This window comes from Gammaproteobacteria bacterium (ex Lamellibrachia satsuma) (assembly GCA_019623805.1).
Classification (GTDB): Bacteria; Pseudomonadota; Gammaproteobacteria; order Chromatiales; family Chromatiaceae; genus QGON01.
Window position 1 is genome coordinate 900,167 of the sequence record CP053680.1, and the last position, 26,360, is coordinate 926,526.

At 50.2% G+C, this 26,360-nt stretch carries 28 protein-coding genes and 4 pseudogenes; 13 read left to right on the forward strand and 19 right to left on the reverse strand.

The annotated features are described in order from the left end of the window. Position 1: 1 nt before the first annotated feature. Positions 2-358 (forward strand): hypothetical protein, encoded by a 357-nt coding sequence (locus tag HPY30_03990; protein ID QYZ65224.1) that lies wholly within the window; start codon positions 2-4, stop codon positions 356-358. Positions 359-1,335: 977 nt separating this feature from the next. On the opposite strand, the gene HPY30_03995 is transcribed toward HPY30_03990, so the two are convergent. Genes HPY30_03995 through HPY30_04005 form a run of 3 tightly spaced genes read right to left on the reverse strand, consistent with a single transcriptional unit; the run spans position 1,336 to position 4,449 of the window. Further along, positions 1,336-2,118 carry a metal ABC transporter permease gene (locus tag HPY30_03995; GenBank protein QYZ65225.1) on the reverse strand — a complete coding sequence of 261 codons (783 nt, stop codon included), beginning with the start codon at positions 2,116-2,118 and terminating at the stop codon, positions 1,336-1,338. Further along, positions 2,115-3,017: a zinc ABC transporter solute-binding protein gene (locus tag HPY30_04000; GenBank protein QYZ65226.1), complete on the reverse strand. Its 903-nt coding sequence runs from the start codon at positions 3,015-3,017 to the stop codon at positions 2,115-2,117. Before HPY30_04000 ends, HPY30_03995 begins: the two co-directional genes overlap by 4 nt. Positions 3,018-3,027: 10 nt before the next feature. After that, positions 3,028-4,449 (reverse strand): hypothetical protein, encoded by a 1,422-nt coding sequence (locus tag HPY30_04005; protein ID QYZ65227.1) that lies wholly within the window; start codon positions 4,447-4,449, stop codon positions 3,028-3,030. 1,092 nt (positions 4,450-5,541) lie between these two features. Between HPY30_04005 and HPY30_04010 the strand changes: the two genes are divergently transcribed. After that, positions 5,542-6,714: an ATP-binding protein gene (locus HPY30_04010; GenBank protein ID QYZ67895.1), complete on the forward strand. Its 1,173-nt coding sequence runs from the start codon at positions 5,542-5,544 to the stop codon at positions 6,712-6,714. 8 nt (positions 6,715-6,722) lie between these two features. Here the strand turns inward: HPY30_04010 and HPY30_04015 are convergent, their stop codons facing one another. The 4 genes and pseudogenes from HPY30_04015 to HPY30_04030 form a co-directional block, all read right to left on the reverse strand. Next, positions 6,723-7,121 carry a hypothetical protein gene (locus tag HPY30_04015; protein ID QYZ65228.1) on the reverse strand — a complete coding sequence of 133 codons (399 nt, stop codon included), beginning with the start codon at positions 7,119-7,121 and terminating at the stop codon, positions 6,723-6,725. Positions 7,122-7,443: 322 nt separating this feature from the next. Beyond that, positions 7,444-7,599, reverse strand: a pseudogene (locus tag HPY30_04020) (transcriptional regulator). 29 nt (positions 7,600-7,628) lie between these two features. Further along, the gene (locus HPY30_04025; protein QYZ65229.1) at positions 7,629-7,904 is read right to left on the reverse strand and encodes an XRE family transcriptional regulator; all 276 of its coding nucleotides are present in this window, start codon (positions 7,902-7,904) and stop codon (positions 7,629-7,631) included. Continuing rightward, on the reverse strand, positions 7,901-8,242 hold the full coding sequence (locus HPY30_04030; protein QYZ65230.1) for a type II toxin-antitoxin system RelE/ParE family toxin: 342 nt from the start codon (positions 8,240-8,242) through the stop codon (positions 7,901-7,903). The genes HPY30_04025 and HPY30_04030 overlap by 4 nt, the downstream gene beginning before the upstream one ends. A gap of 265 nt (positions 8,243-8,507) precedes the next feature. Here HPY30_04030 and HPY30_04035 point away from each other — a divergent pair. Then, positions 8,508-8,687 (forward strand): annotated as a pseudogene (locus HPY30_04035) (hypothetical protein). Here the strand turns inward: HPY30_04035 and glgP are convergent. The 7 genes and pseudogenes from glgP to HPY30_04070 form a co-directional block, all read right to left on the reverse strand. After that, a pseudogene (glgP, locus tag HPY30_04040) lies at positions 8,638-9,613 on the reverse strand (alpha-glucan family phosphorylase). The pseudogenes HPY30_04035 and glgP sit on opposite strands and share 50 nt — an antisense overlap. Before the next feature lie 91 nt (positions 9,614-9,704). After that, positions 9,705-10,850: a hypothetical protein gene (locus HPY30_04045; protein QYZ65231.1), complete on the reverse strand. Its 1,146-nt coding sequence runs from the start codon at positions 10,848-10,850 to the stop codon at positions 9,705-9,707. Between the two features lie 90 nt (positions 10,851-10,940). Continuing rightward, positions 10,941-11,411 carry a hypothetical protein gene (locus HPY30_04050; protein ID QYZ65232.1) on the reverse strand — a complete coding sequence of 157 codons (471 nt, stop codon included), beginning with the start codon at positions 11,409-11,411 and terminating at the stop codon, positions 10,941-10,943. 74 nt (positions 11,412-11,485) lie between these two features. Then, the gene (locus tag HPY30_04055; GenBank protein QYZ65233.1) at positions 11,486-11,779 is read right to left on the reverse strand and encodes a hypothetical protein; all 294 of its coding nucleotides are present in this window, start codon (positions 11,777-11,779) and stop codon (positions 11,486-11,488) included. A gap of 94 nt (positions 11,780-11,873) precedes the next feature. Next, positions 11,874-12,371, reverse strand: a complete 498-nt coding sequence (locus HPY30_04060; GenBank protein QYZ65234.1) for a two pore domain potassium channel family protein — start codon at positions 12,369-12,371, stop codon at positions 11,874-11,876. Between the two features lie 116 nt (positions 12,372-12,487). Next, a complete protein-coding gene (locus tag HPY30_04065) occupies positions 12,488-13,864 on the reverse strand; it encodes a sigma-54-dependent Fis family transcriptional regulator (protein ID QYZ67896.1) in 1,377 nt (458 codons plus the stop codon). A gap of 1 nt (position 13,865) precedes the next feature. Further along, entirely contained in the window at positions 13,866-15,359 is a 1,494-nt protein-coding gene (locus tag HPY30_04070) for a hypothetical protein (GenBank protein QYZ65235.1), read from the reverse strand. A 226-nt stretch (positions 15,360-15,585) separates the two neighbouring features. Between HPY30_04070 and HPY30_04075 the strand changes: the two genes are divergently transcribed. From HPY30_04075 to HPY30_04095, 5 genes are all read left to right on the forward strand, one after another. Continuing rightward, a complete protein-coding gene (locus HPY30_04075; GenBank protein QYZ65236.1) occupies positions 15,586-16,140 on the forward strand; it encodes a hypothetical protein in 555 nt (184 codons plus the stop codon). A 77-nt stretch (positions 16,141-16,217) separates the two neighbouring features. Further along, positions 16,218-18,206 carry an SLC13 family permease gene (locus tag HPY30_04080; protein QYZ65237.1) on the forward strand — a complete coding sequence of 663 codons (1,989 nt, stop codon included), beginning with the start codon at positions 16,218-16,220 and terminating at the stop codon, positions 18,204-18,206. Positions 18,207-18,220: 14 nt separating this feature from the next. Next, positions 18,221-19,660 (forward strand): sodium:proton antiporter NhaD, encoded by a 1,440-nt coding sequence (nhaD, locus tag HPY30_04085; protein ID QYZ65238.1) that lies wholly within the window; start codon positions 18,221-18,223, stop codon positions 19,658-19,660. Between the two features lie 2 nt (positions 19,661-19,662). Continuing rightward, the gene (locus HPY30_04090; GenBank protein QYZ65239.1) at positions 19,663-20,178 is read left to right on the forward strand and encodes a hypothetical protein; all 516 of its coding nucleotides are present in this window, start codon (positions 19,663-19,665) and stop codon (positions 20,176-20,178) included. A gap of 13 nt (positions 20,179-20,191) precedes the next feature. Then, positions 20,192-20,383 (forward strand): hypothetical protein, encoded by a 192-nt coding sequence (locus HPY30_04095; GenBank protein ID QYZ65240.1) that lies wholly within the window; start codon positions 20,192-20,194, stop codon positions 20,381-20,383. Here the strand turns inward: HPY30_04095 and HPY30_04100 are convergent. After that, the gene (locus HPY30_04100) at positions 20,380-21,036 is read right to left on the reverse strand and encodes a cation transporter (protein ID QYZ65241.1); all 657 of its coding nucleotides are present in this window, start codon (positions 21,034-21,036) and stop codon (positions 20,380-20,382) included. The genes HPY30_04095 and HPY30_04100 overlap by 4 nt on opposite strands. Before the next feature lie 78 nt (positions 21,037-21,114). Here HPY30_04100 and HPY30_04105 point away from each other — a divergent pair. The 5 genes and pseudogenes from HPY30_04105 (at position 21,115) to HPY30_04125 (ending at position 22,886) form a co-directional block, all read left to right on the forward strand. Next, a pseudogene (locus tag HPY30_04105) lies at positions 21,115-21,542 on the forward strand (helix-turn-helix domain-containing protein). A 15-nt stretch (positions 21,543-21,557) separates the two neighbouring features. Next, positions 21,558-21,959 (forward strand): Hg(II)-responsive transcriptional regulator, encoded by a 402-nt coding sequence (gene merR, locus HPY30_04110; GenBank protein ID QYZ65242.1) that lies wholly within the window; start codon positions 21,558-21,560, stop codon positions 21,957-21,959. A 60-nt stretch (positions 21,960-22,019) separates the two neighbouring features. Further along, positions 22,020-22,370 carry a mercury transporter gene (locus HPY30_04115; GenBank protein ID QYZ65243.1) on the forward strand — a complete coding sequence of 117 codons (351 nt, stop codon included), beginning with the start codon at positions 22,020-22,022 and terminating at the stop codon, positions 22,368-22,370. A gap of 10 nt (positions 22,371-22,380) precedes the next feature. Further along, a complete protein-coding gene (merP, locus tag HPY30_04120; protein QYZ65244.1) occupies positions 22,381-22,671 on the forward strand; it encodes a mercury resistance system periplasmic binding protein MerP in 291 nt (96 codons plus the stop codon). Continuing rightward, a complete protein-coding gene (locus HPY30_04125; protein ID QYZ65245.1) occupies positions 22,668-22,886 on the forward strand; it encodes a hypothetical protein in 219 nt (72 codons plus the stop codon). Before merP ends, HPY30_04125 begins: the two co-directional genes overlap by 4 nt. An 848-nt stretch (positions 22,887-23,734) precedes the next feature. On the opposite strand, the gene HPY30_04130 is transcribed toward HPY30_04125, so the two are convergent. The 4 genes from HPY30_04130 to HPY30_04145 all read right to left on the reverse strand — a co-directional run bounded on the left by HPY30_04130 (position 23,735) and on the right by HPY30_04145 (position 26,345). After that, positions 23,735-24,304: a pyridoxamine 5'-phosphate oxidase family protein gene (locus tag HPY30_04130; GenBank protein ID QYZ65246.1), complete on the reverse strand. Its 570-nt coding sequence runs from the start codon at positions 24,302-24,304 to the stop codon at positions 23,735-23,737. After that, a complete protein-coding gene (locus HPY30_04135; GenBank protein ID QYZ65247.1) occupies positions 24,301-24,927 on the reverse strand; it encodes a glutathione S-transferase in 627 nt (208 codons plus the stop codon). The genes HPY30_04130 and HPY30_04135 overlap by 4 nt, the downstream gene beginning before the upstream one ends. Before the next feature lie 121 nt (positions 24,928-25,048). After that, positions 25,049-25,456, reverse strand: a complete 408-nt coding sequence (locus HPY30_04140; GenBank protein ID QYZ65248.1) for a MarR family transcriptional regulator — start codon at positions 25,454-25,456, stop codon at positions 25,049-25,051. 85 nt (positions 25,457-25,541) lie between these two features. Beyond that, entirely contained in the window at positions 25,542-26,345 is an 804-nt protein-coding gene (locus HPY30_04145) for an SDR family NAD(P)-dependent oxidoreductase (protein ID QYZ65249.1), read from the reverse strand. Positions 26,346-26,360: the final 15 nt, after the last annotated feature.

A 26,360-nucleotide genomic window follows, 5' to 3' on the forward strand; every position in this document is an offset into this window, starting at 1 on the left:
AGTGTTTTCGGCATGGTCGGATTCCCACCATGCAGCAGCCTGGCAACTGCCGACTCCCAAAAGTGTACTGGGTGATTTCGATGATGCATCCTACAAACATCATGGTTTCGACTACCATTTTCTGACCCGTGATGGCGCGAATCAGATTGTGGCCGATGGCCAGGAAGGCAAGCCGGTGGCGTATCCTGTCCGTTACGTCGTCGGCGTGACCCCGCTGCAGCAGTACCTGGTCGATATAGGAAGGGGGCGCCTGCAGGCCCTGGACGTGGCCTGGGATACACAACGCAAGCGCTGGTTTCACCTCTATCCCGACCAGTGGCTCAAGGCAGGTGGTGGAGATCCTGGAGCGAGCGGTTGAGCACAATCCCGACAATCCGCTCCTGCTGCAAGCGAAAGATGAGGTCACAGGAACCCGGTAGTATGGCCCTCGCCCTGTGATGTATCACGCTGCAATGGCTTCAAAGTGCCCGTGAATGCTTCAAAACGGTGCGGGGAAGCGGTTTGGCAAGGGAGCTTATGCACATTTCCATTGTACGGGTCAATATTCTTTCCTAGCGCAAAGCCTGTTTGCCAGGCTTTTGTCTCTGTGGCTGTAAGTCATTGATATTTAGTGGTTAACAAGATTGACCATTTTTTTGTCAATTTAAGTGGATGCCCGGTTCCATGGGGGTTCCACGCCACTCTCCCAATCTTTTCAACAGAGTTACCCACAACTTCTGTGGGTAAGGGGAAAACTGTTTTTAATGCCTGCAAATCGAGCCAATCCTTACTGCGATTGTTTATATTAGGCTCGTAAGTCATTGATTGTTTACGGGCAGTGAATCGACCCGATTACTGCATCAATCCGACATCTCAAACCTGCTATTTTCTACATGACTGAACATGACAACTTCGAAAGTTATTTCCTCATATGCAAAGACACTGAATCCAATCAGGCCATGCAGCATGAAAAAAAAGCAATTGGCTTCAGGCCAAATAACCTGAGTGATGCCAGTCATTGCTAACAAGTACCGGTCACTCCCACTCGATTGTAAACGAGCCATTTTTTCGGCTTAATATCAATGGCATAGTTGTTGGTGTAGACGGTAATACCATGTTCAGAAATTGCTGCTGATCGCCGCCGAAAATTGCCGATAAAAATGCTGCCACACAGCACCCTAGACCAACTTCCGGACTTTGACTTCCAGGCGCATCCCCTCCTGCTTCTGCAGGTAATGGATTACCGTAAACAGGATGTCGTACGAACTTAAACTCGTTCCTTTCTGTCCCTCCAGGCTCATTCTATTCGAAAGCTGTTCATCAGCCAAAACGCTCCTCAGGTCGGCAAGCCTCTTGCTACGTATCGGTCGAAGTCTGGCCTTGAACCAATAGCCGACCGAATACCACAATGACGGCGGCCACTGCCGCCAGGGTCCATACAACGACCGGTCCGGCGGGCAGGTCGAATATCGCAGAAACGGACAAACCGACTCCGTACCCCGAGACTCCAATTATGTAGCCCGTTACCAGCCTGAATTGATCCGCTAGAAAACGCCCTGCCAATGCCGGGATAATGAGCGTAGCAAATACCAGATAGACACCAACCAACTGCACGGAGACAGTGACTGAAATCGCAAACAGACCGTAGAAGGCGGCAAGGTTTCGACTAGCCCCGACCCCAAACCAAAATGCCAGAACCACCAACGAAATCAGGGCGGGCAGCCCCAGACCGGGATAATCAACCCAAAGAATCTGCCCGACCAAAAGGTCCTTGAGATGCTCGCCTCCCATCGGATTCTGCGCCAACAACAGTATAGCCGCAGTAGCACCCAGCACAAAAACGCTGCCAATGATCGCCTCCTGCACGTTGGGCCAGCTGCGCTCTGTCCAGTAGAGCAGCAGAGCGCCGGCGATGGCCGCCGAAAATGCCGCGAGCTGAACCATTGCATCACTCGCGTCCAAGCCGATGGCATGGGCTGCGATCACTCCAACCCCGGCTAACTGTGCAATGGCCAGATCGATGAAGATAATGCCTCTCTCCAGCACCCGTTGCCCCAAAGGAACATGCGTGGCCAATACGACCAACCCCGCAAGAAACGCAGGGCCTAAAATGCCGATATCCATTGCCTCCCAGTTCATGACTTGACTCGGAGCAAAACGGAAACAATCTCCTCAAACAGGGAAAACAAATCGTTGACGTTTTCGGCACTTCCGACTGTGTAGGGCAAGACCACCTGAGCGACACCGGTACGATTCGACAACCACTCAGATGGTCTCGGGTCGCTGATCGAAGAACGTACGATTGCCAGAGGTTGTTCACGCCCGAGCCGGACCTGCAGGCTGGCCAGATGACCAGCGGTAGGCGGTACACCGGGTTTTGGCTCCAGGGCGGCTAGCTGTTGCATACCAAGCCAATGAAGCAAATAGACCCACTCCCGGTGATGGACGACCACCAACTCGCCACGCAGGTCGCTCGCACGTGTGTCCCAATTCATGATGGCATCCGTCCAACGCGCCTGAAAGGACTTCCGGCTCGACTGGAAGTGCTCTGCATTGTCAGGATCGATTTCGGCCAGACGCCCAGACACTACCCGGGCAACCTTAAGAATGTTTTCAGGATCCAAGTGCACATGGGGGTTTCCCTGGGCGTGAATGTCACCTTCACTTCGATCCAGCCTTTCGGGCACTTCCAACATTTCGACCTGATCTGCCGCCATTAGATGACCAGGCTTTCCCGGGAGCACCTTGGGGTTGCGGGCACGCCGCAACAGCAGCGGCAGCCACCCCGCCTCCAGATCCGCGCCACTGCAGATCAGCATGTCGGCGCGGCGCAGTTTGGCGATCAGCGAGGGTCTGGCCTGGATATGATGTGGATCCTGCCCTGCCGTCGTCGCCGAGAATGCCCTGATCCGATCACCGCCGATCTCCTCGGCAAGCGCCTTCCATTCCGGCTCACAGCTGAACACGGTGACCTCTGCGACAGCTGTTTCCATGCAAAGAAGCATCGAGAGCAGCAGCAAATAGTGTGGTTTCGTCATGGCCGCCCCCTCAGTACTTGTGAGCGCCATGGGCGCCCAGCGTCATGATGTACTGAAGCTGGAACTGATCGTCTGCATCACCGGGTCGCGAGTGATCCCTTGCATACTGCACCCGCAGGCGGCTGAACTCGCTGTGTGAATAATCCGCCATCAGTGTCCAGCGCCAGGGGTCGTGACCGCCCAGCAGACCGGATTCATCAAGGATGTCATCGTCTGCCTCACCCGAGGTGTTGCTGGCTACCCGAAGATTATTATCACTCCAGAGCTTGTCGTAACGAAAACCTGCACGCCAGCGGGGCATAAATTGATAGACCCCCTGCGCATAGAAGCCCTGCTGGGTTCCGTCATATGGAAGTATGGCTTCGCCCGTATCATCCGTGAAGGTCACCATTCCATCCTCGTCCCGGTGGAAGTACTCGGTCTGGAACACAAAATTACGAGTACGCGCATCGCCGTTTGGCGCCCACTTCCAAACGAAATCCAGCGCCGTCAGATTACTGTCCCCGGCAAAACTGAAGATTTCATCTGCATGCCCGGCATGCGCATGTCCGGCCTGGCGGTCTTTCGGTTCTGCACGCATATGCGAAAGGCCAACCCGGAAACTGTTGCTCACGCCGACATCGGCCCCAAGGCGGGCAAAGTAATTTTGTGCGCCACCAAGTAACTTGTTGCCATCACCGCCGGTGGGGAAACGCTCTCCGCGCAACGCCTCCATGCCAAACTCCAGGAAGGTATCTGTTGGGGCCAGCCAGGTCAGCCGCAGGCCATCATCGCGGTATTGTTGGCCAAGAAACGCCTGGCTGGTCAGAGACACATCGGCGAAGTCCCAAGCGTGAGTGTGTTTGGTGTTGGTATAGCCAGTTTCCGCAAAGAACCGTCCTATACGTAAACCGAAACCCGCTGGCAGGTTCAAGGTGTCAACGAAGGCCTCTTCGAGATCGGCCTCCGTACTACCCTCCTCCTCATGCAGCCCGATCGTTATCTGCGCGAAGAACCAGTCATCGACATTAGCCGATGCAGTCAATTCTGTCTCAGTAAGACTCAACCCTTCAGGCTTGAGCCCGGCTTCCCCACCAACCTGAAAACCCGGCAAAGTCCAGCTATCTGGATTCCGGGAGTAACTAGCGGCATTTCCCTGAACTACAAGGGAGATTGCCGGATTGAAGGCACTATCGCCGCGCCGATCCGCAGGTGTTTTTTTGGCTTCTACCTGGATCTGGGCATCGGAAGCTGCTTTGATTTCGGCAACAGCGGCCTTCTCTTCCGCATCCTGTATACGTGCTTCCAGTGCACCAATACGTGCTTCGTACTCTTTTTTCATATGCAGGAGCATCTGTTTCAGCTCGGAAACATCGTTACTATCTGATGGATATGCTGAAATGGGAAAAGCAAGCGCAGCGGTTATCCCTGCACACAGGAAATAGTTCTTCATGGATGGTACCTCCAACGACAACAAACGGCCCGGTGAACAGTCACCGGAGATCAATAACAATCAGACGTTTGTATTCAGTAGAGGCGGCGCGCGGGGCCGGTAAGAAAGGTGACGGGTGGAATTGGCATTGATAACCGGGGCAGGTAACGCCGTCTTGCCATCCGATTTCACATATACATCTTGTACTGTGCTGGCAACCGCATATTCAAGCGCTCCGCCAGAGAGACAAATCTCGCATGTTTCGTCGTCAGGATCGGAAAGATGCTCGATTGAATGCAGCTGAATAAACAACTGCGACACCAGGATAAGCAGCGCGCACAATAACAGCCCCCAGCGTCTCCCGTGGCTGATCACTGATATATTATTGTTCGCCGGATACACGAGCCTATGGCCTCACGGAGTTAGCAATCGCAGTTTTGGCTTCCGCCAGGAAAGCTGGATGGTACTGTTATATTGTTACCTTTCAATCCTAAAATTTCAGCGTAATCTCGTCCGGGATCCTTGGATTTCCGTCCATAGATTCTATCTACAGATATTTCTTGTACGTACTCGCAGTCCCGCTACCGTCAGCGCAAACAACGCCGCAAACGGCAGGGCGACGAAGGTTGACGAAGCACTTCTGGGCCAGGTCACTCGATCACGATTACCATGAACAGTTTGACGTGCGTGGCATGGTTCTGGATCGCTGCGCTGATCATGGGCACTGCAATACCATGATCTACACCATGAAAAAGCCTGCTTGGAGGTGCCTGCCAGTGCCAGATCCGGCCTACTCCCACTCGATTGTATATAAGCCATTTTTATCTTTTATTTTCAATGGCTTATTTTCCTGCTAATTGATAATACCATAAATAATACCATGCTCAGACAATCCTTCAAATTGCTCGAAAAATTTGACGACTGAACGCTACCGCAACTCACTCTAAGCGATCTTCCAGGCGTTGACTTCCAAGTGCGTACACTCCCGTTCCTGCAGGTAATGAATCACCGTAAACTGCACCAATATCATGCTAATTGATAATAACATTGACAATCGGCCATTTCTTCGCATAAAGTAGGCATGTAAAGCAACCAGATACCATCGTGACCTACATCCCCCGAAACGCAGAATCCAGGCTTCAACACTTCGCCAGCGGCTATCCAGTGGTTGTGGTCACCGGGCCTCGCCAGTCGGGCAAGTCCACCCTGGTGAGGCATGCCTTTCCCGATCACCGTTATGTATCGCTTGAAGATCTCGACCAAAGGGAATTTGCTGAAACGGACCCTCGGGGTTTTCTGAATCAGTTTAGTGGGGGCGCCATTCTGGATGAAGCACAGCGCTGCCCTGCCCTGTTTTCCTATCTTCAGACTCGCGTCGATGAAAAGCAACAACCCGGCGAATTTATCCTCACGGGATCCCAGCAGTTTGGCCTGCTATCAGGCATCACACAGAGCCTGGCAGGCAGATCCGCATTGCTGACGCTGTTACCCATGACCTACGGCGAATTGCAGCGATCAGGCAAAATTGACGAGAACCTCGATAAGATACTCTTCGATGGTACCTTCCCCCCCATCTACGACCGCGGACTCGAATCGCATCCCTGGCATGGAAACTATGTACGCACTTACCTGGAACGCGATGTCCGGCAATTGATCAAGGTACAGGATCTGGGCACTTTTCAACGCTTCCTGAAATTGTGCGCAGGCCGGACCGGTCAACTCCTCAATCTTTCCTCACTGGCCAATGACTCTGGTATAACGCATAACACAGCCAAAGCCTGGATTTCCGTACTGGAAGCCAGTTACATCGTGCATCTGTTGCCGCCGCATCACCAGAATTTCAACAAGCGTCTGGTCAAAACACCCAAACTCTATTTTCTCGATACCGGTCTTGCCACCTGGCTGCTCGGCATTCAGACACCAGATCAACTGAACACCCACGTTCAACGAGGCGCCTTGTTTGAAACCTGGGTTATCAGTGAATTACTCAAAGCCCGTTACAACGCGGGGGAAACTTCAAACCTTTACTTCTGGCGTGATCGTTCGGGACACGAGGTGGATCTGCTGATTGACCATGGAACCCATCTGTCACCGCTGGAAATCAAATCCGGGCAAACCATCAACAAGGATTACTTTAAGGGGCTGGCGTTCTGGCAAAAGCTGGCAGATGAAACCGCCGGAAAGGCGTGGCTGGTCTATGGCGGTGACAGTCGACAAACACGCTCCGATGTCACTATTCTGCCGTGGCATAATATCAACTCCGAGCAGATTGTAATGACTGTGTGATTAGGCCATCATTTCTTATCCGCGTCTATTTTGCTCAGATCATCTAATGCACTTTCAGTCATAATAATCTTTCTTTTTTTCCTTAGTTTAACTACCGTAGAATTAAAGTTTTCCTGAATATCCTGGTGATTTTCGACTAACCAGGCATTCGCCCGGTCGATCTCTTCTGCCAGAAGCTTTTCCACCTCCGCATATTCAGCCACCATTGATTCGCAGTCTGACAGAAAATGACGCCAGCGGATCTGCTTCAGAGTTCTTTCATTAGTAAAAATAAAACACCTGTGAGGGTCATCATCCCAATCCTTGTCGTGTACATATACGGCAGGAAGTCGTCGGACATTTGATTCACTCAATGCCAACCAGCGTTCTCGTTGATAGTCATTCCAGCGGATTTTTAGTTCATCCAACTGAGCCTCCTGCCCTGCCGCATCTTGGACTCTTCCATGACCAAGCTCCAGGCTAATGGTAGTCGCGCAGCTTGATCAATATCATGATGTTGTGGTGTCAGCGATTTCTTGTTTGCCCCCGCCTGTAAATTGACTTGGCGCGAGAATCCAATCCTATTACTTGATGTTGCCAGCCATTACCAGGTCACTCCCACTCGATTGTAAATGAGCCATTTTTACGCTTTAGTATCAAAGGCTTAATTGTAGTGGTAAGTGATAATACCATGAAGAATACCATGTTCAGAATTTGTTGCTAATTGCCCCTGATGTGGCCGCAAAATGCTGTTGCGTTGATATAGTCGTGCAGCACTGACTTGCCGGTATCAACATCACCGGCAAGCAGGCATTCGACCCCTTCTTGCAGCAGGGCCTTGCGAAACGCGGGATCCCGTTGGGCACGGGCCTGGATGGTATCTATAAAATCTTTTGTCGAAACCATCATCACATCCCTTACCGTTTCCTGCACACCTATGCAGCCTTCACCTTCACGGTTTTTCCAATCCGGGCCAGCATGTTGACCAGTCTGTCGATGGTGAACTTGTCAATCTTGCCGCGCATCAGATCACTGATTCTCGGCTGGTGAACACCAAACACCTCTGCAGCTTCTTTCTGACCAAGCCCTGCATCCTCGATATATTGACGCAGTGCAATCATCAATTCTGAACGAATCTTCAGGTTCTGCGCCATCGCCGGATTATCCTCCAGCGCCTCAAATACATTGCGGTAACCTTTTGAAATCGTCATTTCTGTTTCCTCTGTTCTGCCAACGCCTTGTACCTGGCTTTAGCCAACTCGATATCCGCCTTGCGTGTTTTCCGTGTCTTCTTTTGAAAAGCATGCAACACGTAAATGGCCTCTTTGAATCGGGCGACATAGATCACCCGGTAAATACCGGCCGCGTCCTTAATCCGAATTTCAACTGCCCCTCCACCGACGATATTCATCGGCTTCCAGTCACTTGGCTGCAACCCGGCCTGGACATTACTGAGCTCAAAACCCGCTTCCCGACGTGCGCCTGCCGGGAAGTGCTTGAGATCGTCCAATGAGCTACCCACAAAGCGCACGTCTTTCATAAGCGTCATTATACAAAATTTTATATTTATATCAAGTTTTATATATTTTGGTATGTCGGATGTCGGGCAAGATGTGCTGGATCACGAATACCATGAACGGCTCAACACGCATGCCATGGTATTGGATCACCACGCTGATATTGAGCACCGCGATACCATGATCTATACCATGAAAAAGTCTGCTTGGAGGTGCCAGCCAGTGCCAGCAGATGCCAGACGTGAACGAGGTAAGTCTGGTAGTTACAACGAGTTATATGTGATTTGATGCCTGTAGGTGCCAGTCAGTGCCAATTCTGGCCTACTCCCACTCTATTGTAAATAAGACATTTTTATCTTTTATATTCAATGGTTTATTTTTCTGCTAATTGATAATACCATGAAAAATACCATGCTCAGAAAATCCTTCAAAATGCTCGAAAAATTACCGATTGAACACTTATACACGGCACCTTAGGCAACCTTCCGGGCTTTGACTTCCAGGTGAATGGGTGGACGCCGTTGGTTATGGCGTGCACACGATAACCTGGGTACATCTTACGCGACACTTCGGCATGGTTTCGGGCAACACCATTGACATATTCGCTCATGTTCAGCGTCAGCCTGGTCATGTTCAGGTACTCATCACCACCCAGGTGCTTGAGTGTGGCGAGATCAAGGAAATCGCCCAGAGTTCGACTCACTAAATCATAAGGGAAGCGGTCATGACCCGCCTCTACCGGCGTGTGGGTGGTAAAGCTGCACAACTCCCGTACCCTCGGGATATCGTAAGGGGACTCTCCTGGCCGAACATCCTCCGGCGGATAGGCATAACGACGCAGTAATTCCAGGGCCAGCAAGGCAGAGGGAACCCTCATTCATGTGGTACTGCCGGATGCCAAAACCCAATGCCTGCAGCATGAGTACACCACCGATACCGAGGATGATCCCCTGCTTAAGTCGGTAGTCTTCACCATCACAATAGAGATAGTGGGAAAGCTGGCGGTCCTCATCACCGTTTTCTTCCAGGTCGGTATCCAGCAGGATGACCGGTTGACGCCCGTTCATATGTCCATTCAAGATATAGAGTCACCCCCCTACCCATACCGAGCGGCCTTCAATACTCACCGCAATTTTGGCATTCAAAGAGCTGGCCCACTGGCCGGGATTCCAAGGGTCAGGTTCCTCCAGTTGTCGACCAGCGTCATCGATTGTTTGCCGAAAATAACCAGCCCGACTCGCCAAACTGACTGCCACAAAGGGCATCTCCAGATCAGCAGCCGAACGAACGCTATCGCCAGCGAGCACACCCAGGCCTCCACTGTAGGTGGGTATCTCACTGCGCAGGGCGATCTCCATGGAGAAATAAGCGATGCGTGGTTCAAGGATGAATTCGTCGAGCATACTTTCAATCACATGTCTTTGTTGATTCTCACTGCGAGCAAAATATTTTTATAGCTATTCATATAGTCCCAACTATACCCGCTTCGCCTGCTCAAAAAGGCAATTGAATCTCTTTTGCCTTCTCCATAATCTCAATCGCAGTCTCCATATCGACCTGATCAAGATTCTTTAATGACTGCGCCTGCAGTCGTTCATATAGCTCCGCTTGCTCCCATGTTTCATGATTTCCGAATTCATCTTGAACATAAGCTGCCCAGGGAATAAATTTCGTCAATGGAAATAACTGTCCTTCCTGGGGCGAGATATCCACATTCAGGCCTGATATAAACAATATTTTCTTGTTTCTATACGATGGCTCTTTAACTATTGTTCTAAATGCGCGATCAAACTCTACTTGCGTATTTGCCTGAGCGGCAGTAAGAGCTGGCCACTGCGATGTAACAACATACGGCATAACATCTAAAAGATTTTTCTCTAAATGATCCCTTCCTTCAGGGTGATGACTGATATCTCGCTTGAAGAAAAACAGATCAGGGTGCAGTCGATTCCCAATTGCTTCCCCATGTCCAGGCTTCCACTCGTAATCCTTCAGATAATCCAATAATGTCGGTGAAGCTGAAAAAAACTTCGCTGTACTTTTTGAGAATTCGGGTATGGGGCTACCTTGCGAATCTACTTTTACAAGCCGGTCTATTTTAAGCAACAAACCCTCTTCGCGCTCCGCATGGAGTAAAAGATTGTCAACAACAACCTTGTGGTCACCATTTTCCTCATACAGGAATATATTGTCGCGCGCAAATTCATATTCGTGCTGGTACCAATCCAAAGCTCCGCAGATTTTTCCACAATTAGATGTTTCACTCATCTCTTCTGTTTGCAGTCGCCGATAGACCCCAAATCGACCGCTTTCTGGATCGTACCCCACATGACTGGCCTGAATAATTACGAGATCCTTCCCATGATGCGCATGAGGGGCGTGCCTATCAGTCGCAACGATGCCTCCGACGAGCCCGTGATTAAATGGAAAAGTGCCAAAATGTTTTGCGATCAATATGATTGGGTATCCTTGGCTTTCATCAGAGCAGAACGCTCTGGACGGCATAATCTTTCCGCTTTCAAACCCTAATGATATTGCCAGATTGTAAACGCGCGGCATAAATCGACTATAACGCATCGACACCTCGGCCATGTGATAGGCACCTAAAAGGCTGGAAATTAACCCCGTTGTCCCGTACATATTAACACCCCATGTTTTTACAATTAATTTTCACGATTAGACGACGAATTTTCAGTGGACATAAAAGCCGGTAACCCACACCATTTACTTTCAATCATAGTTTGCCCCCCCTTCCATCTCTGCAATCATTGATTCAAGATCTTCTATGCGCGGTTTAGTTATATGCATCTTTTGAAACAAAAGAGCTAATTCTGGTTGTCGATAAATGCGCTTTACCGACTTACTTTCGTTAATCAGGAGATACCATGGAATAAATTTTGAAGATGGTAAATTGCCACCATATTCCGACTCTTCCAGAAGACTCAATCCTGCAAGGTAAATAACCGGTCCATTTAGCACACTTTTATCGTATGTAAGCTGTTGACTCAGTGCACCTACTTGCTCAATTAGCATATCTACCGATGCCTTCGCTTGAGAGCCCACCATTCCCTTTATAATTGGGACATGGTGCTTCAGAACTCCTAGTGTACCTCGCCTAACAGTATGTAACTTACTAAACACAGTGATTCCAGCTGTTTCATGGCTGAAACCCTGTAAAACAGGGTAAATCATATGTTTCATTATTTAAGACGACCTACACTAGCGTGGACTGCCTACCATTGGTATCTTCAAACTGTACAACACCATCATCTTCTTCATTTTCCACTCCCTCTAACGAATAAGGTTAGATGTTGATGTCGAGAAAATCCGGTTAGATCATGAAGATCCAATTCACCATCAGGCCCACCTATCTCCATCGGGAATACACCGAAATATTTGGTCAGCCATAAGATAGCATTGCCCCTTCCTGGGTCTCTATCTGAGAATGCCACTACTATTTTTATTTCATTTTCCAACCCGGCGTAATCACTGCACAAAGAAACCAATTTTCCTCCCAATTGATCAAAGGATTCTGGATTGACTCCTGCAATTTTAATGTGTTTTTGCATCACTTATCCTGTAAACGACGGAATACTATTAAACCGGGAATCAAAATCACTTGTTGGAATCTGAAGTCCATAATATTTCGAATCAATAGAAGACTCATCTTTTTCCCTGCTTTCTCTTTTTAAGATGCTCCATATGCTTGATAAGTGCATCTGTGGTTTCTTTTAACAATTCCAGCTCCTCAACAGACAGATCCTCAAGTTGTTCAAAATTGTACTCGATAGTTTCAATAATTTGTTTCGCCGGACGCTGCATGGGCCTCATAAAATAGGCCGTAATTGTTGAAACGATTGCCCCAAAGAAAAGCATTGAACCAATGATAATCCACGTGCCACCAATCAATTCGCCAAACCCTGTTTTCGGCATATCTGCAATACCTGCAGTAGAAAATGCCGCTATTCCCCAATACAGCGCTTTTCCGTACGAAGTGATTGTAGTTGTCTCAGATCCAGTCTCGCTCAAATAGAGTGCGGCAGCAAAAAGAAGCCATAGAATTACCAATAGAAAAGTCACTTTCACTATCGGCGTATGTATTACGACATCCCCAATAAATTTCTTGTACCTTTTTGTTAGTCCGCGAGTCTCAAGAGCCATAATCTAATTCCAACAATTGATTCTATAAGTGAATAGTTATAACAACCTGTTTTCTATATACCAACCTTTGCCATACTGCTGCTCAATATATTGTTTCATAACTTTACACGGCAATTTCATCCTGTATGTTGCTCTTCTTCCATGCCATATTTTTTTAATTTTCTCCATAGAGAGACGCGGTCAATGCCAAGAATCTTCGCTGCTCGCGTGCGGTTCTGTCCGTTGCGCTCCAATACATAGCGAATATAGTCAACTTCACGTTCCTCAAGGGTCGGCAAGCGTCCTGCCTCTTCACGTACCACATGCACTGATTTCTCCACCAAAGCAGGTGGTAAGTTTGCCTTAGTTACTTTTTCTTCATGAGTCAGGGTTACTGCACGTTCCATGATATTTTCAAGCTCACGAATATTTCCGGGATAGTCATAATCGAGCAACGCAGCCATCGCTGCAGGTTCTATCTCATCCACTGGTCGACCGATACGCGCTGCATGTTTGCGCAAGAAGTAGAATGCCAGCAATGGAATATCATCACGACGCTCTGCCAGAGGGGGCAAGTGTAGTTCCACTACGTCAAGCCGGTAGTAGAGATCCTGCCGAAACCTGCCAGCAGCCACCTCATCAAGCAAGTCACGGTGTGTTGCAGTGATCAGGCGGATATCCACAGGTATTGCCTTAGTTGAGCCTAGGGGTTGGACTTCTCGCTCCTGTATGACGCGCAGTAGCTTTACCTGCATCCCGAGGGACATCTCTGCAATCTCGTCCAGAAACAGCGTGCCCCCGTCAGCTGCCTGAATAATTCCTGCCCGTGCTTCCGTTGCACCAGTATAGGCACCTTTCTCATGACCAAAGAGCTCATTGGCCAGCAGGTCTTCCTGCAGGGCACCACAGTTCACCGCCTGATAGCCCCTTTCACTTCCCCCACTATGCGCATGAGTGAAGCGGGCCAGTAGCTCTTTTCCTGTACCGCTCTCTCCAGTAATCAAAACATTGGTGCCAGTTGGGGCGATTTGTCGCGCCATCTCCAACAAGCGCTGCATGATTGTGTCCTGAGTGATGATTGAGGGCTCGTTTCGGCCATTGCTCAGCCGCGCCTTCAAGTCTCGGTTTTCTCGTTTTAACTGAACGAACTCGAGTGCATTGCGTACAACTTCCCGCACTTCATCCAGACGAAAAGGTTTGGCGATATAGTGAAATGCTCCCGCTTTCATCGCCTCCACGGCCGAATCCAGTGTTGCAAAGCCCGTTATCAAGACCACGGCGGTTACCGGATCCAATTCCTTCGCCCGACGAAGTACGGCCATGCCATCCACTTTTTCCATTTGAAGATCGGTCAGAATGACATCAAAACGCATTTTTTCCAGGGCTTCGATGGCACCCATGCCGGTTGTGCGAGTGGTAACTTCGTATCCTTCCTTTCGGCATACATGAGCGAGATTTTCAACGGCGGTTGCTTCGTCATCGACGATTAAGACCCGACCAATCTCAGAGGATATCTCAGCCACGGCTCAACTCCTTGCCAGGAAGCAACACAATGACCTGGGTGCCTTTTCCCGGTCGGGAGGCAATAGCGAGACAACCATCATGTTCACGTACGATTTCCTGCACGATGAACAAGCCAAGCCCTACGCCCTGGCCTGGTTCGCTGGTGGTAAAAAACGGATCAAATACCTTGGAAAGACGCTCTACTGGTATGCCAGGACCATCATCGGCAACGAGTATTTCCACAAACTGTCCATCGTAATCATTAATACATTTGAGGTTACCTGCAACCTCGGCACCATCGGGGATCATTGAAACACCCTTTTCGCACATCATGGCGCTGATCCGCACATTGACACTCTTCCCGGCGGCATGCAGTGCATTCTGGATTAGATTGATAAACAGCTGCTGAATACGCTGCTTGTCTACCTCCAATATGAGATCAGATGGAATATTGACCGTGAGCTTAGCCGAATAATGCCGCAGTGTTTTACCTATAAGAATTTGAGTCTCGCCAACAAGATCCAATAACTTTATCCGGTTCTTCTGGAATACGCGTTGGCCGCCAAAATCAAGCAAGGTTCGAACAATGCTTCGTCCCCGCTCGGTTTCGGTATCGATCTGCTTCAACCAGGTATTGAGCTGTTTTGGGTCGGCCTCATCAAGTTCCTCCATTAACAACTGACAGGATGAGGAGATATTGGAGAGTGGATTGTTCAACTCATGGGCTACACCGGACGCCAGGATACCCAGTGACGCCAACTTCTCGGACTGCAACATGCGCCGCTGGCGTATCTCCAACTCTTTCAGCATCTGATTGAAAGCATCAGTAAACGTCATGAACTCACGATCACTTGATGGGGGTTGCAGATGATTGAAGCGTCCCTCAGCGATTGGCTTCAATCGGGACTCCAGCTTCTTAAATGGTGTTAGTGCTACGCGTTTGAGCTGACGTCCAACCAGATAAATTGCAAGCCCGATGATGAAAAGGAATATCAATAAAAACCACTGAGACTCTTGAACCGCTGTCTCAAGCATTCTTCGCTCCTGCTTCGACAGCGATTTGACGGAGAGGTAGATCTGGTGCCCGAGCGTTCTTATCTCGTCTTCGAGTGGCTGACGTTCATCAATTGATGTGCTATCCCAAAGCCCCAGGTTGCTGCGGTAGGCGTCCATATTTTCGATCAAGATCGATGGCTCGGGTCGGCCCATTATCTCGCCCAGAGAAGCCTTGTACCCTCGCATAAGATCCAGCGCTGACACAGCATATTCATCCGCTCTGATAGACGCCCCATTATCCTTATAGAGGAACAGGTTTTTCTCTTCACGACGCATCTCCAACACGGCATCTTTCAAATCAGAAACCACTTCGCCTTCCGTTACCTGCCGCTCAAGAAACAACAGATCCAGAAAGGCGATTACAGCGAGCACTACGGTACCTGCCACCAGCGCGACATAAGCACTGGTGATCTTGCCCCGCAAACTGGTCAGATCGAAGAAGGTAGACATAACAAAACGCAACACCCCGTTTCAGAATGCAACAATGCTACCAGATTTCATGGCGGTACGCATTTTCCGCTGTTAAACCTCTAAGCAGGTCAATGGCCGTTTCAGAATGCAACATCTTCACAGATAAAACGCAGTATGCACCTAGTTAAATCAATAACTTACAGCTCATTTAACTTGGCACAGCCGTTGCTATAACAGGGGAAAGTAATATTCGGAAATACAGATTATGAAAAAGCTCAGTGATGACCTGAAACGGATGTTGACCGGCCTGGCCCACCAGGATGCAGGGGAATTTCTATCCATGCGCGACAAGATGAAAGTGCTTGGAATGGGATCAGAAACCAGGGCAAAGCCCTCCCCGTCTCCTCGCAAAATAGCAAAAAAAACAGCCACTCACCGTATTGCCTTTATCAGTGATGGCAGAGGCGTTGGTGCACCCCTCGCCTATGCCATTGATGCCTGCTCACGACAGGGTGCGAAGATCGACCTGCTAATCCATGGCACGGCGGATACGGAAAATATCTCCGCACTGGAAAATCAAATTCGAGTGGCCGGCCTCGACCACCATCGTATTCCACTGGGCATGAACCCCGTCGACGATATCATCAACTACATCTGCAACCACCTCTCTCTGATTTTTCTGGTCGCGATGCCGGACGACGACGCTGCGAAAATACTTATTGAAGAGGCAATACCCAAGCGAGGGGGACGTATCCCCGTTCCGCTGGTACTCATAGAAGATCGGCCATCACCCCACCAGGCCGAACAATCTGCAGCCTAGTGCCCATGGGGCAGGTGCGAACTTAAATCACACCACTCCATATATCGACAAACCAAATATTTACGAAGAGTTTAAGAATGAACAAACTTGCAGATGAAGAACAGACAATCGCAAAGCCAGGAATAGTTACAAAAAAACAGTTTATTGCAGCAATAATATTCGCCGCGCTGGCTCTATTTATATCCACTGTAGTGCCCTCAATCGAAATAGCCTGGGTCAGTGCTATTTTGGTTCTGACTATCTACCTTTTTGCTTTTGAGGTAGTGGGCGTTGATGTGGCCGCAGCCACGGTCATGGTGCTGTTGGGACTGACCTCGCTATTGGCCCCACTGATGGGCCTGGAACAGGGATTGGTAGATAACAAACACCTGTTCGATGGCTTCTCTTCCAATGCGGTGATCTCCATCATCGCTGTAATGATCATTGGCGCCGGCCTCGACAAGACCGGAATCATGAGCAAAGTGGCCGCCTTCATACTAAAGATTGGAGGTACGACCGAATCACGTATTATCCCCATTATTTCAGCCACCGTGGGATTCATCTCCTCCTTCATGCAGAATGTGGGAGCTGCAGCACTCTTCCTGCCGGTAGTTTCCCGTATCTCTGCACGCTCGGGACTACCGATGTCGCGCCTGCTGATGCCTATGGGATTCACAGCAATTCTGGGCGGCACCATGACCATGGTGGGATCCAGCCCACTTATCCTGTTGAACGACCTGATTCTTACCTCCAACAAGGCACTTCCCGCCAGCCAGCAGATGGAAACCTGGGGACTGTTCTCGGTCACCCCTGTAGGCGTGGCACTTATTGCTGCAGGCATCGCCTACTTCGTGATAGCAGGCCGTTTTGTATTGCCTAAGACAAAAAGCGAAAGCAGCACTGTCGGCACGGATCCCATGGCGTACTTCCATGATGTGTATGGCGTGGATTACACCATCGATGAGATTGTTGTCACCGATGACAGCGACCTGATTGGTAAACAACTGGATGAAGTTGAAACCACTTATCGCATACGGGTTATTGCCACCAAGCGTTCTGGTGAAGAGGCACGAGTCGGCCCTGGCACTATTGCACGAGATACTGAGTTCCTGGCCGGTATGGTGCTGGGAGTAGTCGCCGACCCTCATGATCTCGATCACTTCATAGAGAAGTACAACCTCAAGAAACGCCGCGAGTTGCGCACCTTCCCAGAATCACTTTCCGCCGCAAAGTCCGGTATTGCTGAGGTTGTCATCCCACCCGGCTCCAGCCTGATCGGGAAAAGCGCCCGCGATGTATGGATGCGAAAAACTTATGGATTAGCCATGATCGGATTGCATCGTGACGGCACCACGATGCGTGAGGGAGAGGATATCCGCAACATGCCGTTTCACCCAGGTGATACCCTGGTTGTGCATACACCCTGGAATGCCCTCGAACGAATAGAAAAGGATCGCGACTTCGTTGTGGTAACGACAGAGTATCCGCGTGAGGAGGAGTTGCGCCCTCACAAAATACTGCCTGCCGCTATCTTTTTTGGCATCGCGCTCTTCATGGTGCTGTTTACGGATATCCGTCTTTCGGTAGCCCTTCTCACAGGCGCGATGGGTATGGTGTTGTCGGGTGTACTGAATATTGAAGAGGCCTACGAGGCAGTGAGTTGGAAGACGGTGTTTCTGCTTGCCTCACTCATTCCCCTTGGACTAGCAGTGGAAACAACGGGTACCGCCAAATGGATCGCAGAACAGGTGCTTTTCGTCGTCGGTGACATGCCGATCTGGGTCATCCAGACTGCAGTGGCAGCACTGGCTACCTTCTTTACATTGGTCATGTCGAATGTTGGCGCCACCGTACTGTTGGTACCTTTGGCGGTCAACATCGCCATTGGCGCAGACGCCAATCCTGCCGTATTCGCCCTGACCGTGGCTATCGCCACCTCTAACTCTTTCCTTATCCCAACCCACCAGGTGAATGCCTTGATCATGGGCCCGGCAGGTTACCGAGTGGCGGACTTCATGAAAGCAGGCGGAATCATGACTGTGCTGTTTCTGGTCGTGATGATGGTCATGATGAATCTGGTATTCTGAGGACTAATGTCGTAATGAAGTTTATAAATCCAATAAAGACATTTACCCCTCTTTTCCTGCTCTTGGCATTACCAGGGGTGGCAATGTCAGCAGAGCCCGAAGTACACCAGCTGGACCTGACCGGAAGCTGGGTAGGCTTTCTGTCCATAGGCATATTTCTGCTGGCCTATGTGCTGGTAATGGCCGAGGAATTTACCCATCTACGCAAGTCAAAACCCGTCATTTTAGGTGCGGGCCTGATCTGGGGATTCATTGCCTGGGTCTATGCCAATCACGGCCTACCTACAGCAGCAGAACACGCAGTTCGTCATAACCTGTTGGAATACGCCGAACTGATGCTCTTCCTCTTGGTAGCGATGACCTATATCAACGCGATGGAGGAGCGGCGGGTATTCGACGCACTGCGCGCCTGGTTGGTGCGTAGTGGTTTCGGTTTCCGCTCCCTGTTCTGGATTACCGGCACCCTGGCATTTTTTATCTCCCCAATCGCGGATAACCTCACCACTGCACTGCTTATGTGTGCCGTGGTATTGGCCGTAGGAGGTGACAACAGCCGTTTTGTCACCCTCGCCTGTGTCAATATCGTGGTCGGCGCCAATGCCGGCGGCGCCTTCTCACCCTTCGGCGATATAACAACGCTGATGGTCTGGCAAAAGGGGATTGTGGAATTCTGGACCTTTTTCGCCCTGTTCATTCCGGCAGCCGTCAATTTCCTGGTTCCTGCTGCCATCATGCATTTCGCTGTACCTAATGTTAAACCAGAAGCATCCGGGGAAGAGGTGCTGATGCAGCGTGGGGCAAAGCGTATCATCGTACTTTTTCTTGCAACGATCGCCACTGCCGTCTCTTTTCACAATTTTCTGCACATGCCGCCAGTTATTGGCATGCTGACAGGGTTAGGCTACCTCCAGTTGTTCGGTTTTTTTCTGAAGAAAACCTGTTATCGGTACCACACTAGCCGCCAGGAAAATGCCGAACATGATGGGCAGCTGGGCGACATCGTCAGTTTCGATGTATTTCGTCCGGTGGCCCGAGCTGAGTGGGATACCCTGCTCTTTTTCTACGGTGTGGTGCTCTGTGTAGGCGGTCTCGGCTTTCTGGGTTATCTGAGCATGGCCTCCGAGTTGATGTACACAGGTTGGGGAGCCACCAATGCCAACATCGCCGTCGGCGTCCTTTCCGCCATTGTCGATAACATCCCTGTGATGTTTGCTGTCCTCACAATGAACCCGGAAATGTCCACCGGGCAGTGGTTACTGGTCACCCTGACCGCAGGAGTCGGTGGCTCCATGCTATCCATTGGTTCGGCAGCTGGTGTGGCGCTCATGGGGCAGGCACGGGGCAAATACACCTTCTTTGGTCATCTCAAATGGACACCGGCTATTGCCGCCGGTTATATCGCAAGTATCTTTGTCCACATGGCAGTGAACAGCCAGTATTTCACAGGAAGCTGATCATGCTTGGGAAACTGAAGTCCACATTGCAGATCATGGGCCAGGGATTGGCCCATCAGGATCTCGGAGAAATGTCACCGACTGCTGATAAAATCGCCCAAATCGAAAAACGCAGCCTGAACTATCGCATGTCAGGAGGGGAAGGCCGAGTCGTACTGATCGCTAGCACGGACCCGATGGGACCAGCATTCGACTTTGTTGTTGATCTTGCAACAAAAACCAATAGTTTGATCGAGGTTCTGTACTTTAAGCCGGAAGAAGAAATTACGAACCAACTCAGGTTGCTTATGCATAAAATGGCCGATCTGACCCATGATTTCCAAATAACTTTTGCCAAATGCGATCTACATAAAGCACTTTCTGATTATCACAAACAACGCCAAGACGTCATAGCCGTTGTCTCTAGCGCATCTGAACTATTTATAGATGAATTCAGGCTTACTCCACAGGCTCTTAATCCTCTAATGAGTATTAACTTCCCTGATATATTGATTGTAGGCAGCAGTTTTCTAGCGTAATGAGATGGATGGAATGTTTCAGTTGATAAATAAGGAGTTAAATATTTCTGCCGATGAAGAACATTCTGTTGATGAATTGATTGAGTATATTAAGCCCTTCTTAGCTTCTGATAATGTAAAAGACCGTGCAGGAAGGCTTGTCTATTTTGCCGACACCTGCCATTCCGATAATAACAGCCATTTTTATAAAACAGTCTTCAGCTAGCTCTCTCCCGTGCTGGAACAAGTTACCAGGAGATCACTGCTGGCCTGTACCATCTCTTTTCGGGCCTGCACCAGAATCAGGGTTGCTGAATGCAAAAACAGCCCAGCCATTAAAAAGGCCACAATCAAATCCGGCCAGCGGCTCTGGGTGAGATAAACAACCCCGGCCGCCATCAGCACGGCCAGGTTTCCTATCGCATCATTGCGACTGCACAACCAGACCGAACGGACATTAGCATCGCCATTTCGATACTTGAGCAGCAACAGTGCGCTGATCACATTGGCGCAGAAGGCCACCGTGGCGATCAAGCCCATGATCATCTCGTTGGGAACCTCCAGAACAAAAACCTGGTACAAGGTTGAACCCAGTACCCAAAGCCCCATTATACCCAGGCTCACCCCCTTGATCATGGCTGCGCCAGCTCTCCAGCGCAACCCGTGTCCAATGGCCAGTAAAGTCACCGTGTAGGTCAAACTGTCGCCAAAAAAGTCCAGCGCGTCAGCGCTTAAAGCCATGGACGCGGAAAGCTGACTGGCAACCATCTCGACCATGAACATCACGAAATTAATACCAATAACAACCCACAGCACGTTCTTATACGTTTTCGACATGCCATCAAAAGGGACATTGGCTTCACAACTGCAACCTGACATTTTTATCACTCACTTGTTAAACCGGAATCATTGCAGTAAGTTGACAGGCTACAGTCACTGTAGCTTCAAAAGTTTTCCATGAACCATCGCTATTCCATCGGCCAAATGGCCCGGGCTGGTCACTGCCAGGTGCAAACGATTCGATATTACGAACAGGTGGGCCTGCTGAAAAAAGCGCAAAGAAATGCCGGCAATCAACGCGTTTTGATCAAGCACAGATGGACCGGCTGAAGTTTATCCGTCACAGTCGTGAACTGGGATTCTCGCTGGAGCAGATTCGTGAGATTCTGGCCTTGAGCGACAACCCGGACCACTCCTGTCTACAGGTCGATCAGATAGCACGCAGCCATCTAAAGGATGTCGAATCAAAAATCGAACGCTTGCAGGGGATGCGAAAAGAACTGAAACGCATGATCAACCAATGCAGCGGTGATCAAATTGCCGATTGTCGAATCATTGAGGTTCTATCCAATCATCAGCTTTGTCTTGCCCGCGAGCACCAGTAAACCGGATTGCACAACGTGGAAAGAACCATCGGACAACTGGCAAAAGCAGCAGGCATCAACGTCGAAACGATCCGCTATTACGAACGGCGAGGACTGATCCTGCAGCCCGAAAAGCCCGCTGGAGGATTCAGGTCTTACCCGGAAGATACCTTCAACAGAATCCGCTTCATCAAACGTGCACAGGAATTAGGTTTCAGCCTGGACGAAGTGGAGATATTGCTGAACATCGATGAAGGCCAGTGCCATGATGTTCAGGAGATTGCTGCACAAAAACTGGTCATGATCCGACAAAAGATGGCGGATCTCGAACGTCTCGCCAATACTCTCGATGACTGGATGCAGTGCTGCAAATCCACGCCAGATAACCAACCCTGTCCATTAATCCACGACTTGATAAAAAACAACGATAAGGCTTGACTCTGTACTCAGGTACGGACTCTATACTCGCTCTATAGTGAAACATGTGAAATTGCGAGTATGCCCAAAGAAACGCCTAAACTGCCGCTCATAGGCGGAGTCATCGCCGCGATTGGGGCGAGTGTTTGCTGTGTGGGTCCGCTGGTTCTGCTGATGCTGGGCATTGGAGGTTCCTGGGTAAGCGGACTCACTGCCTTCGAACCCTACCGGCCTGTTTTTATTGCACTCGTTGCTATCCTGCTTGCCAGGGCAGGTTGGCAACTTTATCGCCCCCTTGAGCAATGCCCGGAAGGTAGCGTCTGCGCTATACCCTCTGCTCGCCTTCGTTATCGCCAAATTTTCTGGTCCGTTCTGCTGGTCGCCATGGTTCTGGTGACAAGCCCCTACTGGATCCCGATTTTTTTTGCATGAGGAACTTAATATGAAATACCTCTTCCTTATATTTATATTCATTAGCCAGCTAACGACAACCGCTTTTGCCGAGGAGCAGACGGTTACGTTGTCAGTTCCCGGCATGAACTGTCCGGTCTGTCCAATCACCGTACGTAAAGCGCTGGAAAAAGTGGATGGCGTCAGTCAGGCCGAGGTCGATTACGACAGTAAGCGTGCTACTGTTACCTTCGATGACCAGGCCACCGGAACCAGGACATTGATGAAAGCAACAGAGAATGTTGGATACCCATCAATCGTTTTGGAGGCTGATCCATCATGAGCCAAAACGTGATTCTTGAGTCAGAACTGACTTGCCCGGAATGTGGCCACAAAAAGCTCGAAACCATGCCTACCGACGCATGCCAGTGGTTCTACGAGTGCGAAAACTGCTACACACTATTGAAACCCAAATCAGGCGATTGCTGTGTGTTCTGTTCATACGGTTCTGTACCCTGCCCTCCAATCCAGCTCGATCGCTCTTGTTGCACTAGTTAGTACAAACGCGCTCCATGCTCCGTTCGGCAGACCAGGTAGGGATGGTGTTGAATGCCTCAATGGAGGCAGCTGTCTTACCTTGAGTTAACAGCTGTATGAAAGCGTCCGGGAAACCAGAAGGGATGTCAATAGCGAGATTTATTGGACCGAATTCCGGATTATCCCAAAGCATCCGCAACTCACGTTTCCTGATACCATGCTGGCATCCATTTTCCGCTCATGGTATCGATGCGCCCTGCCCTGCTACACGCAATAAATACCATGAAATATACCATTGATAATGTAGACTATATTATCAATTGGATTTATTTAATTGTTATAAATCAATATGTTGCAATTTCCGGTCACTCCCACTCTATTGTAAATAAGCCTTTTTTGTCTTTAATATTCAATGACTTATTTTCCTGCCAAACGGTAATACCATGAAAAATACCATACTCAGAAAATCCTTCAAAATGCTCGAAAAAATTACCGATTGAACACTGCCACACCAGCACTCCATCAGAATAACACCATCATTTAGACGTTACTTTTCTTCCAGTTTTCTCTCGAAATGCGATATACGCAAAGCACTCGCAGACCACTCTCTTCAGGAACCAGAAGGTTTCCTCATCACGAACCATGTGCATTATTTCCATAACTGTACGCGACCGGCGATTACAGACGGTAGTAAAGCACATGATTTCAGGAAGCGCAGGACCGATATCAGCATTGCCGTGTATGCATGGTGGCACATCGAATTATTTGGAATAAGCCGACGTTTTCGGGCATAACGCTCTTAGCGCAAAGACTTCCGGAGCGCCTGCTATCGTTAATCCGGCCGGATTCTAGGTACCGTATTCTTTTTCTCAGTTCGACAATTTCGCGCTCGGCCCTTTCAAGTTGCTCTCGGCACCCACTATGTGAGTAGCGCGGTGTGATGTGGCGACGGCAATTCTCGTCCTGCGCGTCGATCTCGAACTGGATGATGCGATCCGCACTCGGCAACCCCCCAAGTCGTTTGTCGTGGAAGAAAGGTCCTTCGTCGCCAGTACCCAGGCCCGCCCCCACAACTTGAGGCGCCGCCTGTTCGCATAGTCCATCAGGAAGATGAACGCCTGTTCGTTCTCCGAAAGATTACCAACCGTGATGTATTGGCGATTTCCGCCAAAATCCGGAAACCACAACGCCGACGAACTTACCACCTGGAGGAACCCCTCCGGGCCTCCCCTGTGCTGGATGTATGATCTGCCCTGCTTGTCCGCGGTACCGAAATAGAACGAATCGCGGCTCCGAACAAAGGCCATCTGCTCCTCGGATAGTTCCGCCTTCCAGTGGCCCCGGGATTCGAGTCGATCGATGTAGTCACGAGAGCCCTGCTCTTCTTGTACCGCGCGAACCGCCTGCGAAAAAAGGACGTCGGACGTTTTGCGCTTCATGGCAACACATCCGGTCGGGTCGTTACCATTGATGGCCGGGTCGCGAAGGTCCCATACCACGAGTACAGCCGCGGAAACGCAGCTACCTGAGGGCATTCGGCTTCGTAAAGCAATTCGGGTACGCGGAAATCCAGGTACCCGACAGCGGCACCCACCGCAAGTTGGGCCAGACCAGGGGGCCCATCCAGCTCGGCCACCCAGTGTTCACATTTCCCTAACGCCCGCTGGATTTCCCGGGACCACTGGTCGATCCATGGGGGCGATTGTGCTTCCGCCGGCCGCCGCCTCTCCATGACAAGACTGTACGCCACATCTGTCATGCCATCCGCCAGGGCTTGCCAGCGCAAGGCCAACCACCGATCCTGGCCGGTCGCAGGCAACAGCAGGCGGCCTTCCGTCAAACCATCGAGGTACTCACATATCACGGGGCTATCGAACAGTGTCGTGCCATCGTCCAACTGTAGCGTGGGTACCTTGCCGAGCGGATTTATCGCTTGAAGCTCAGGTTCGTCCCGGAAAGGGTCCACCACGATTTCCTCAATCCCTTTTTCCAGTCCTTTTTCGCGGATCACCAGACGAACCTTGCGTGAATAAGGGGACGTTTGTGTGTAATAAAGTTTCATTGCGGTTTTTCCTGTCGTGTCTGTAACGGTTTGGCTCCTTATTCGCTTCCCTCTCCCACTGGCCTTGTTTCTGAGCGGAAAATTTCATTCAGTTGCATATACAACCTTCTGGGCAAAAAAGTCAGCCCACCCTGCCGCTTGCGACACGAAGATCTTTTACCAGCTTCGCCATATCGTTTTTACCCAGATCTTTGATCATGCGCCTGTAGAGTTGATCCCCTCGCCTTTGCAGTTCCTCGGCAATCGCCATGGCGTTCTGGGACGGGTAGACCAGCTGCTCGCGCCCGGCCTTATCGCGCCGCAGATAGCCTCTTCCTTCCAGCGATTCAATAAAACGCGCCACCGTGGATTTTTCCAGTTGCAGCTCGGTGGCTATTGCCTGTTGAGATGTACCGGGTTTCTCGAGCACCACGCGCAACAGATAGGCATGAGCGGGAGATAACCCAAGATCTTCAAAGGCGCGCGCCCAGACCCTGTTTACTTTTCGCGTCAGCGCGTTGAGATTGAAATAGAGACAACGCTCGAACATAAGCGAAGCGTAGTAGACTATTGTTGTATATGCAACATTTAATGTTCCTGGTAATAACGCTTTACGCAAGCTTGACCACGCATAGTCAGCTGGCAGATCGATAGCCGGTCCGTGTCATCAACCATTGCACAAGCCATGGGAAAACTCGATGCAACACATACACGACCCTCAGCATCATCGGTACGACAATAAAGTGCTTGTTCCTGCTGACTCCCTTCACTACCCCACGAGCCACCTGCGCTTCGGTGAGAACCGGCACCAGTAGCCTTGCAATCCCCGGTACTCGCTCGCGACTACCAGGGTTGTTCTGCCAGTAAGGTGAATCGACCGGACCACTCTCGTAGTGAGTAACACCGATACGGGTACCATACAGATCCGCACGCAGCGCATCAGAAAAACCTCGCATCGCCCTGCAAGCAGCAATGTAAGCTGTCGCACCCGGCCAAGCCAGGCGGGAAGCCACGGAACTGATGTTCACGATATGCCCAGTATTGCGCCTGATCATCTCCGGAAGAAACAACTGCGTGATCCACGCAGCAGTGAAATACGGCAAGGCCATCATTTGCGAGATCTCCTCCGGGCCAGTGTTCTGCAGAAATTTCCACCTGCCACTGCCCGCATTGTTAATCAGAATGTCCGGCACGCCAACTTCATTGAAGATGTGCTGCGACATATTTTCCACTGCCGCTGAGTCCGACAAATCCACCGGGTAGACGTGTGCTTTGCCACCATTGGCCTCAATCTCTTTAGCAACTTTTCGCAGCCCATCCTCATTGCGCGCAAGCAACACAACCTGGGCAGCACCAGACTGGCTCATAGCTTTGGCCATGGCAGCACCAATGCCGCTGGAAGCCCCCGTCACCACAACAATCTTATTCTCTATTTTCATTGGATAGCCCTATTC

What these genes read in the sequence shown, in the direction of transcription:
- HPY30_03995 (QYZ65225.1), bottom strand. Translation starts at nt 2,118, where the DNA reads ATGAACTGGGAGGCAATGGATATCGGCATTTTAGGCCCTGCGTTTCTT.
- HPY30_04000 (QYZ65226.1), bottom strand. Translation starts at nt 3,017, where the DNA reads ATGACGAAACCACACTATTTGCTGCTGCTCTCGATGCTTCTTTGCATG.
- HPY30_04005 (QYZ65227.1), bottom strand. Translation starts at nt 4,449, where the DNA reads ATGAAGAACTATTTCCTGTGTGCAGGGATAACCGCTGCGCTTGCTTTT.
- HPY30_04025 (QYZ65229.1), bottom strand. Translation starts at nt 7,904, where the DNA reads ATGACGATTTCAAAAGGTTACCGCAATGTATTTGAGGCGCTGGAGGAT.
- HPY30_04030 (QYZ65230.1), bottom strand. Translation starts at nt 8,242, where the DNA reads ATGACGCTTATGAAAGACGTGCGCTTTGTGGGTAGCTCATTGGACGAT.
- HPY30_04045 (QYZ65231.1), bottom strand. Translation starts at nt 10,850, where the DNA reads ATGTACGGGACAACGGGGTTAATTTCCAGCCTTTTAGGTGCCTATCAC.
- HPY30_04050 (QYZ65232.1), bottom strand. Translation starts at nt 11,411, where the DNA reads ATGAAACATATGATTTACCCTGTTTTACAGGGTTTCAGCCATGAAACA.
- HPY30_04055 (QYZ65233.1), bottom strand. Translation starts at nt 11,779, where the DNA reads ATGCAAAAACACATTAAAATTGCAGGAGTCAATCCAGAATCCTTTGAT.
- HPY30_04060 (QYZ65234.1), bottom strand. Translation starts at nt 12,371, where the DNA reads ATGGCTCTTGAGACTCGCGGACTAACAAAAAGGTACAAGAAATTTATT.
- HPY30_04070 (QYZ65235.1), bottom strand. Translation starts at nt 15,359, where the DNA reads ATGTCTACCTTCTTCGATCTGACCAGTTTGCGGGGCAAGATCACCAGT.
- HPY30_04075 (QYZ65236.1), top strand. Translation starts at nt 15,586, where the DNA reads ATGAAAAAGCTCAGTGATGACCTGAAACGGATGTTGACCGGCCTGGCC.
- HPY30_04080 (QYZ65237.1), top strand. Translation starts at nt 16,218, where the DNA reads ATGAACAAACTTGCAGATGAAGAACAGACAATCGCAAAGCCAGGAATA.
- nhaD (QYZ65238.1), top strand. Translation starts at nt 18,221, where the DNA reads ATGAAGTTTATAAATCCAATAAAGACATTTACCCCTCTTTTCCTGCTC.
- HPY30_04090 (QYZ65239.1), top strand. Translation starts at nt 19,663, where the DNA reads ATGCTTGGGAAACTGAAGTCCACATTGCAGATCATGGGCCAGGGATTG.
- HPY30_04095 (QYZ65240.1), top strand. Translation starts at nt 20,192, where the DNA reads ATGTTTCAGTTGATAAATAAGGAGTTAAATATTTCTGCCGATGAAGAA.
- HPY30_04100 (QYZ65241.1), bottom strand. Translation starts at nt 21,036, where the DNA reads ATGTCAGGTTGCAGTTGTGAAGCCAATGTCCCTTTTGATGGCATGTCG.
- HPY30_04115 (QYZ65243.1), top strand. Translation starts at nt 22,020, where the DNA reads ATGCCCAAAGAAACGCCTAAACTGCCGCTCATAGGCGGAGTCATCGCC.
- merP (QYZ65244.1), top strand. Translation starts at nt 22,381, where the DNA reads ATGAAATACCTCTTCCTTATATTTATATTCATTAGCCAGCTAACGACA.
- HPY30_04125 (QYZ65245.1), top strand. Translation starts at nt 22,668, where the DNA reads ATGAGCCAAAACGTGATTCTTGAGTCAGAACTGACTTGCCCGGAATGT.
- HPY30_04130 (QYZ65246.1), bottom strand. Translation starts at nt 24,304, where the DNA reads ATGAAGCGCAAAACGTCCGACGTCCTTTTTTCGCAGGCGGTTCGCGCG.
- HPY30_04135 (QYZ65247.1), bottom strand. Translation starts at nt 24,927, where the DNA reads ATGAAACTTTATTACACACAAACGTCCCCTTATTCACGCAAGGTTCGT.
- HPY30_04140 (QYZ65248.1), bottom strand. Translation starts at nt 25,456, where the DNA reads ATGTTCGAGCGTTGTCTCTATTTCAATCTCAACGCGCTGACGCGAAAA.
- HPY30_04145 (QYZ65249.1), bottom strand. Translation starts at nt 26,345, where the DNA reads ATGAAAATAGAGAATAAGATTGTTGTGGTGACGGGGGCTTCCAGCGGC.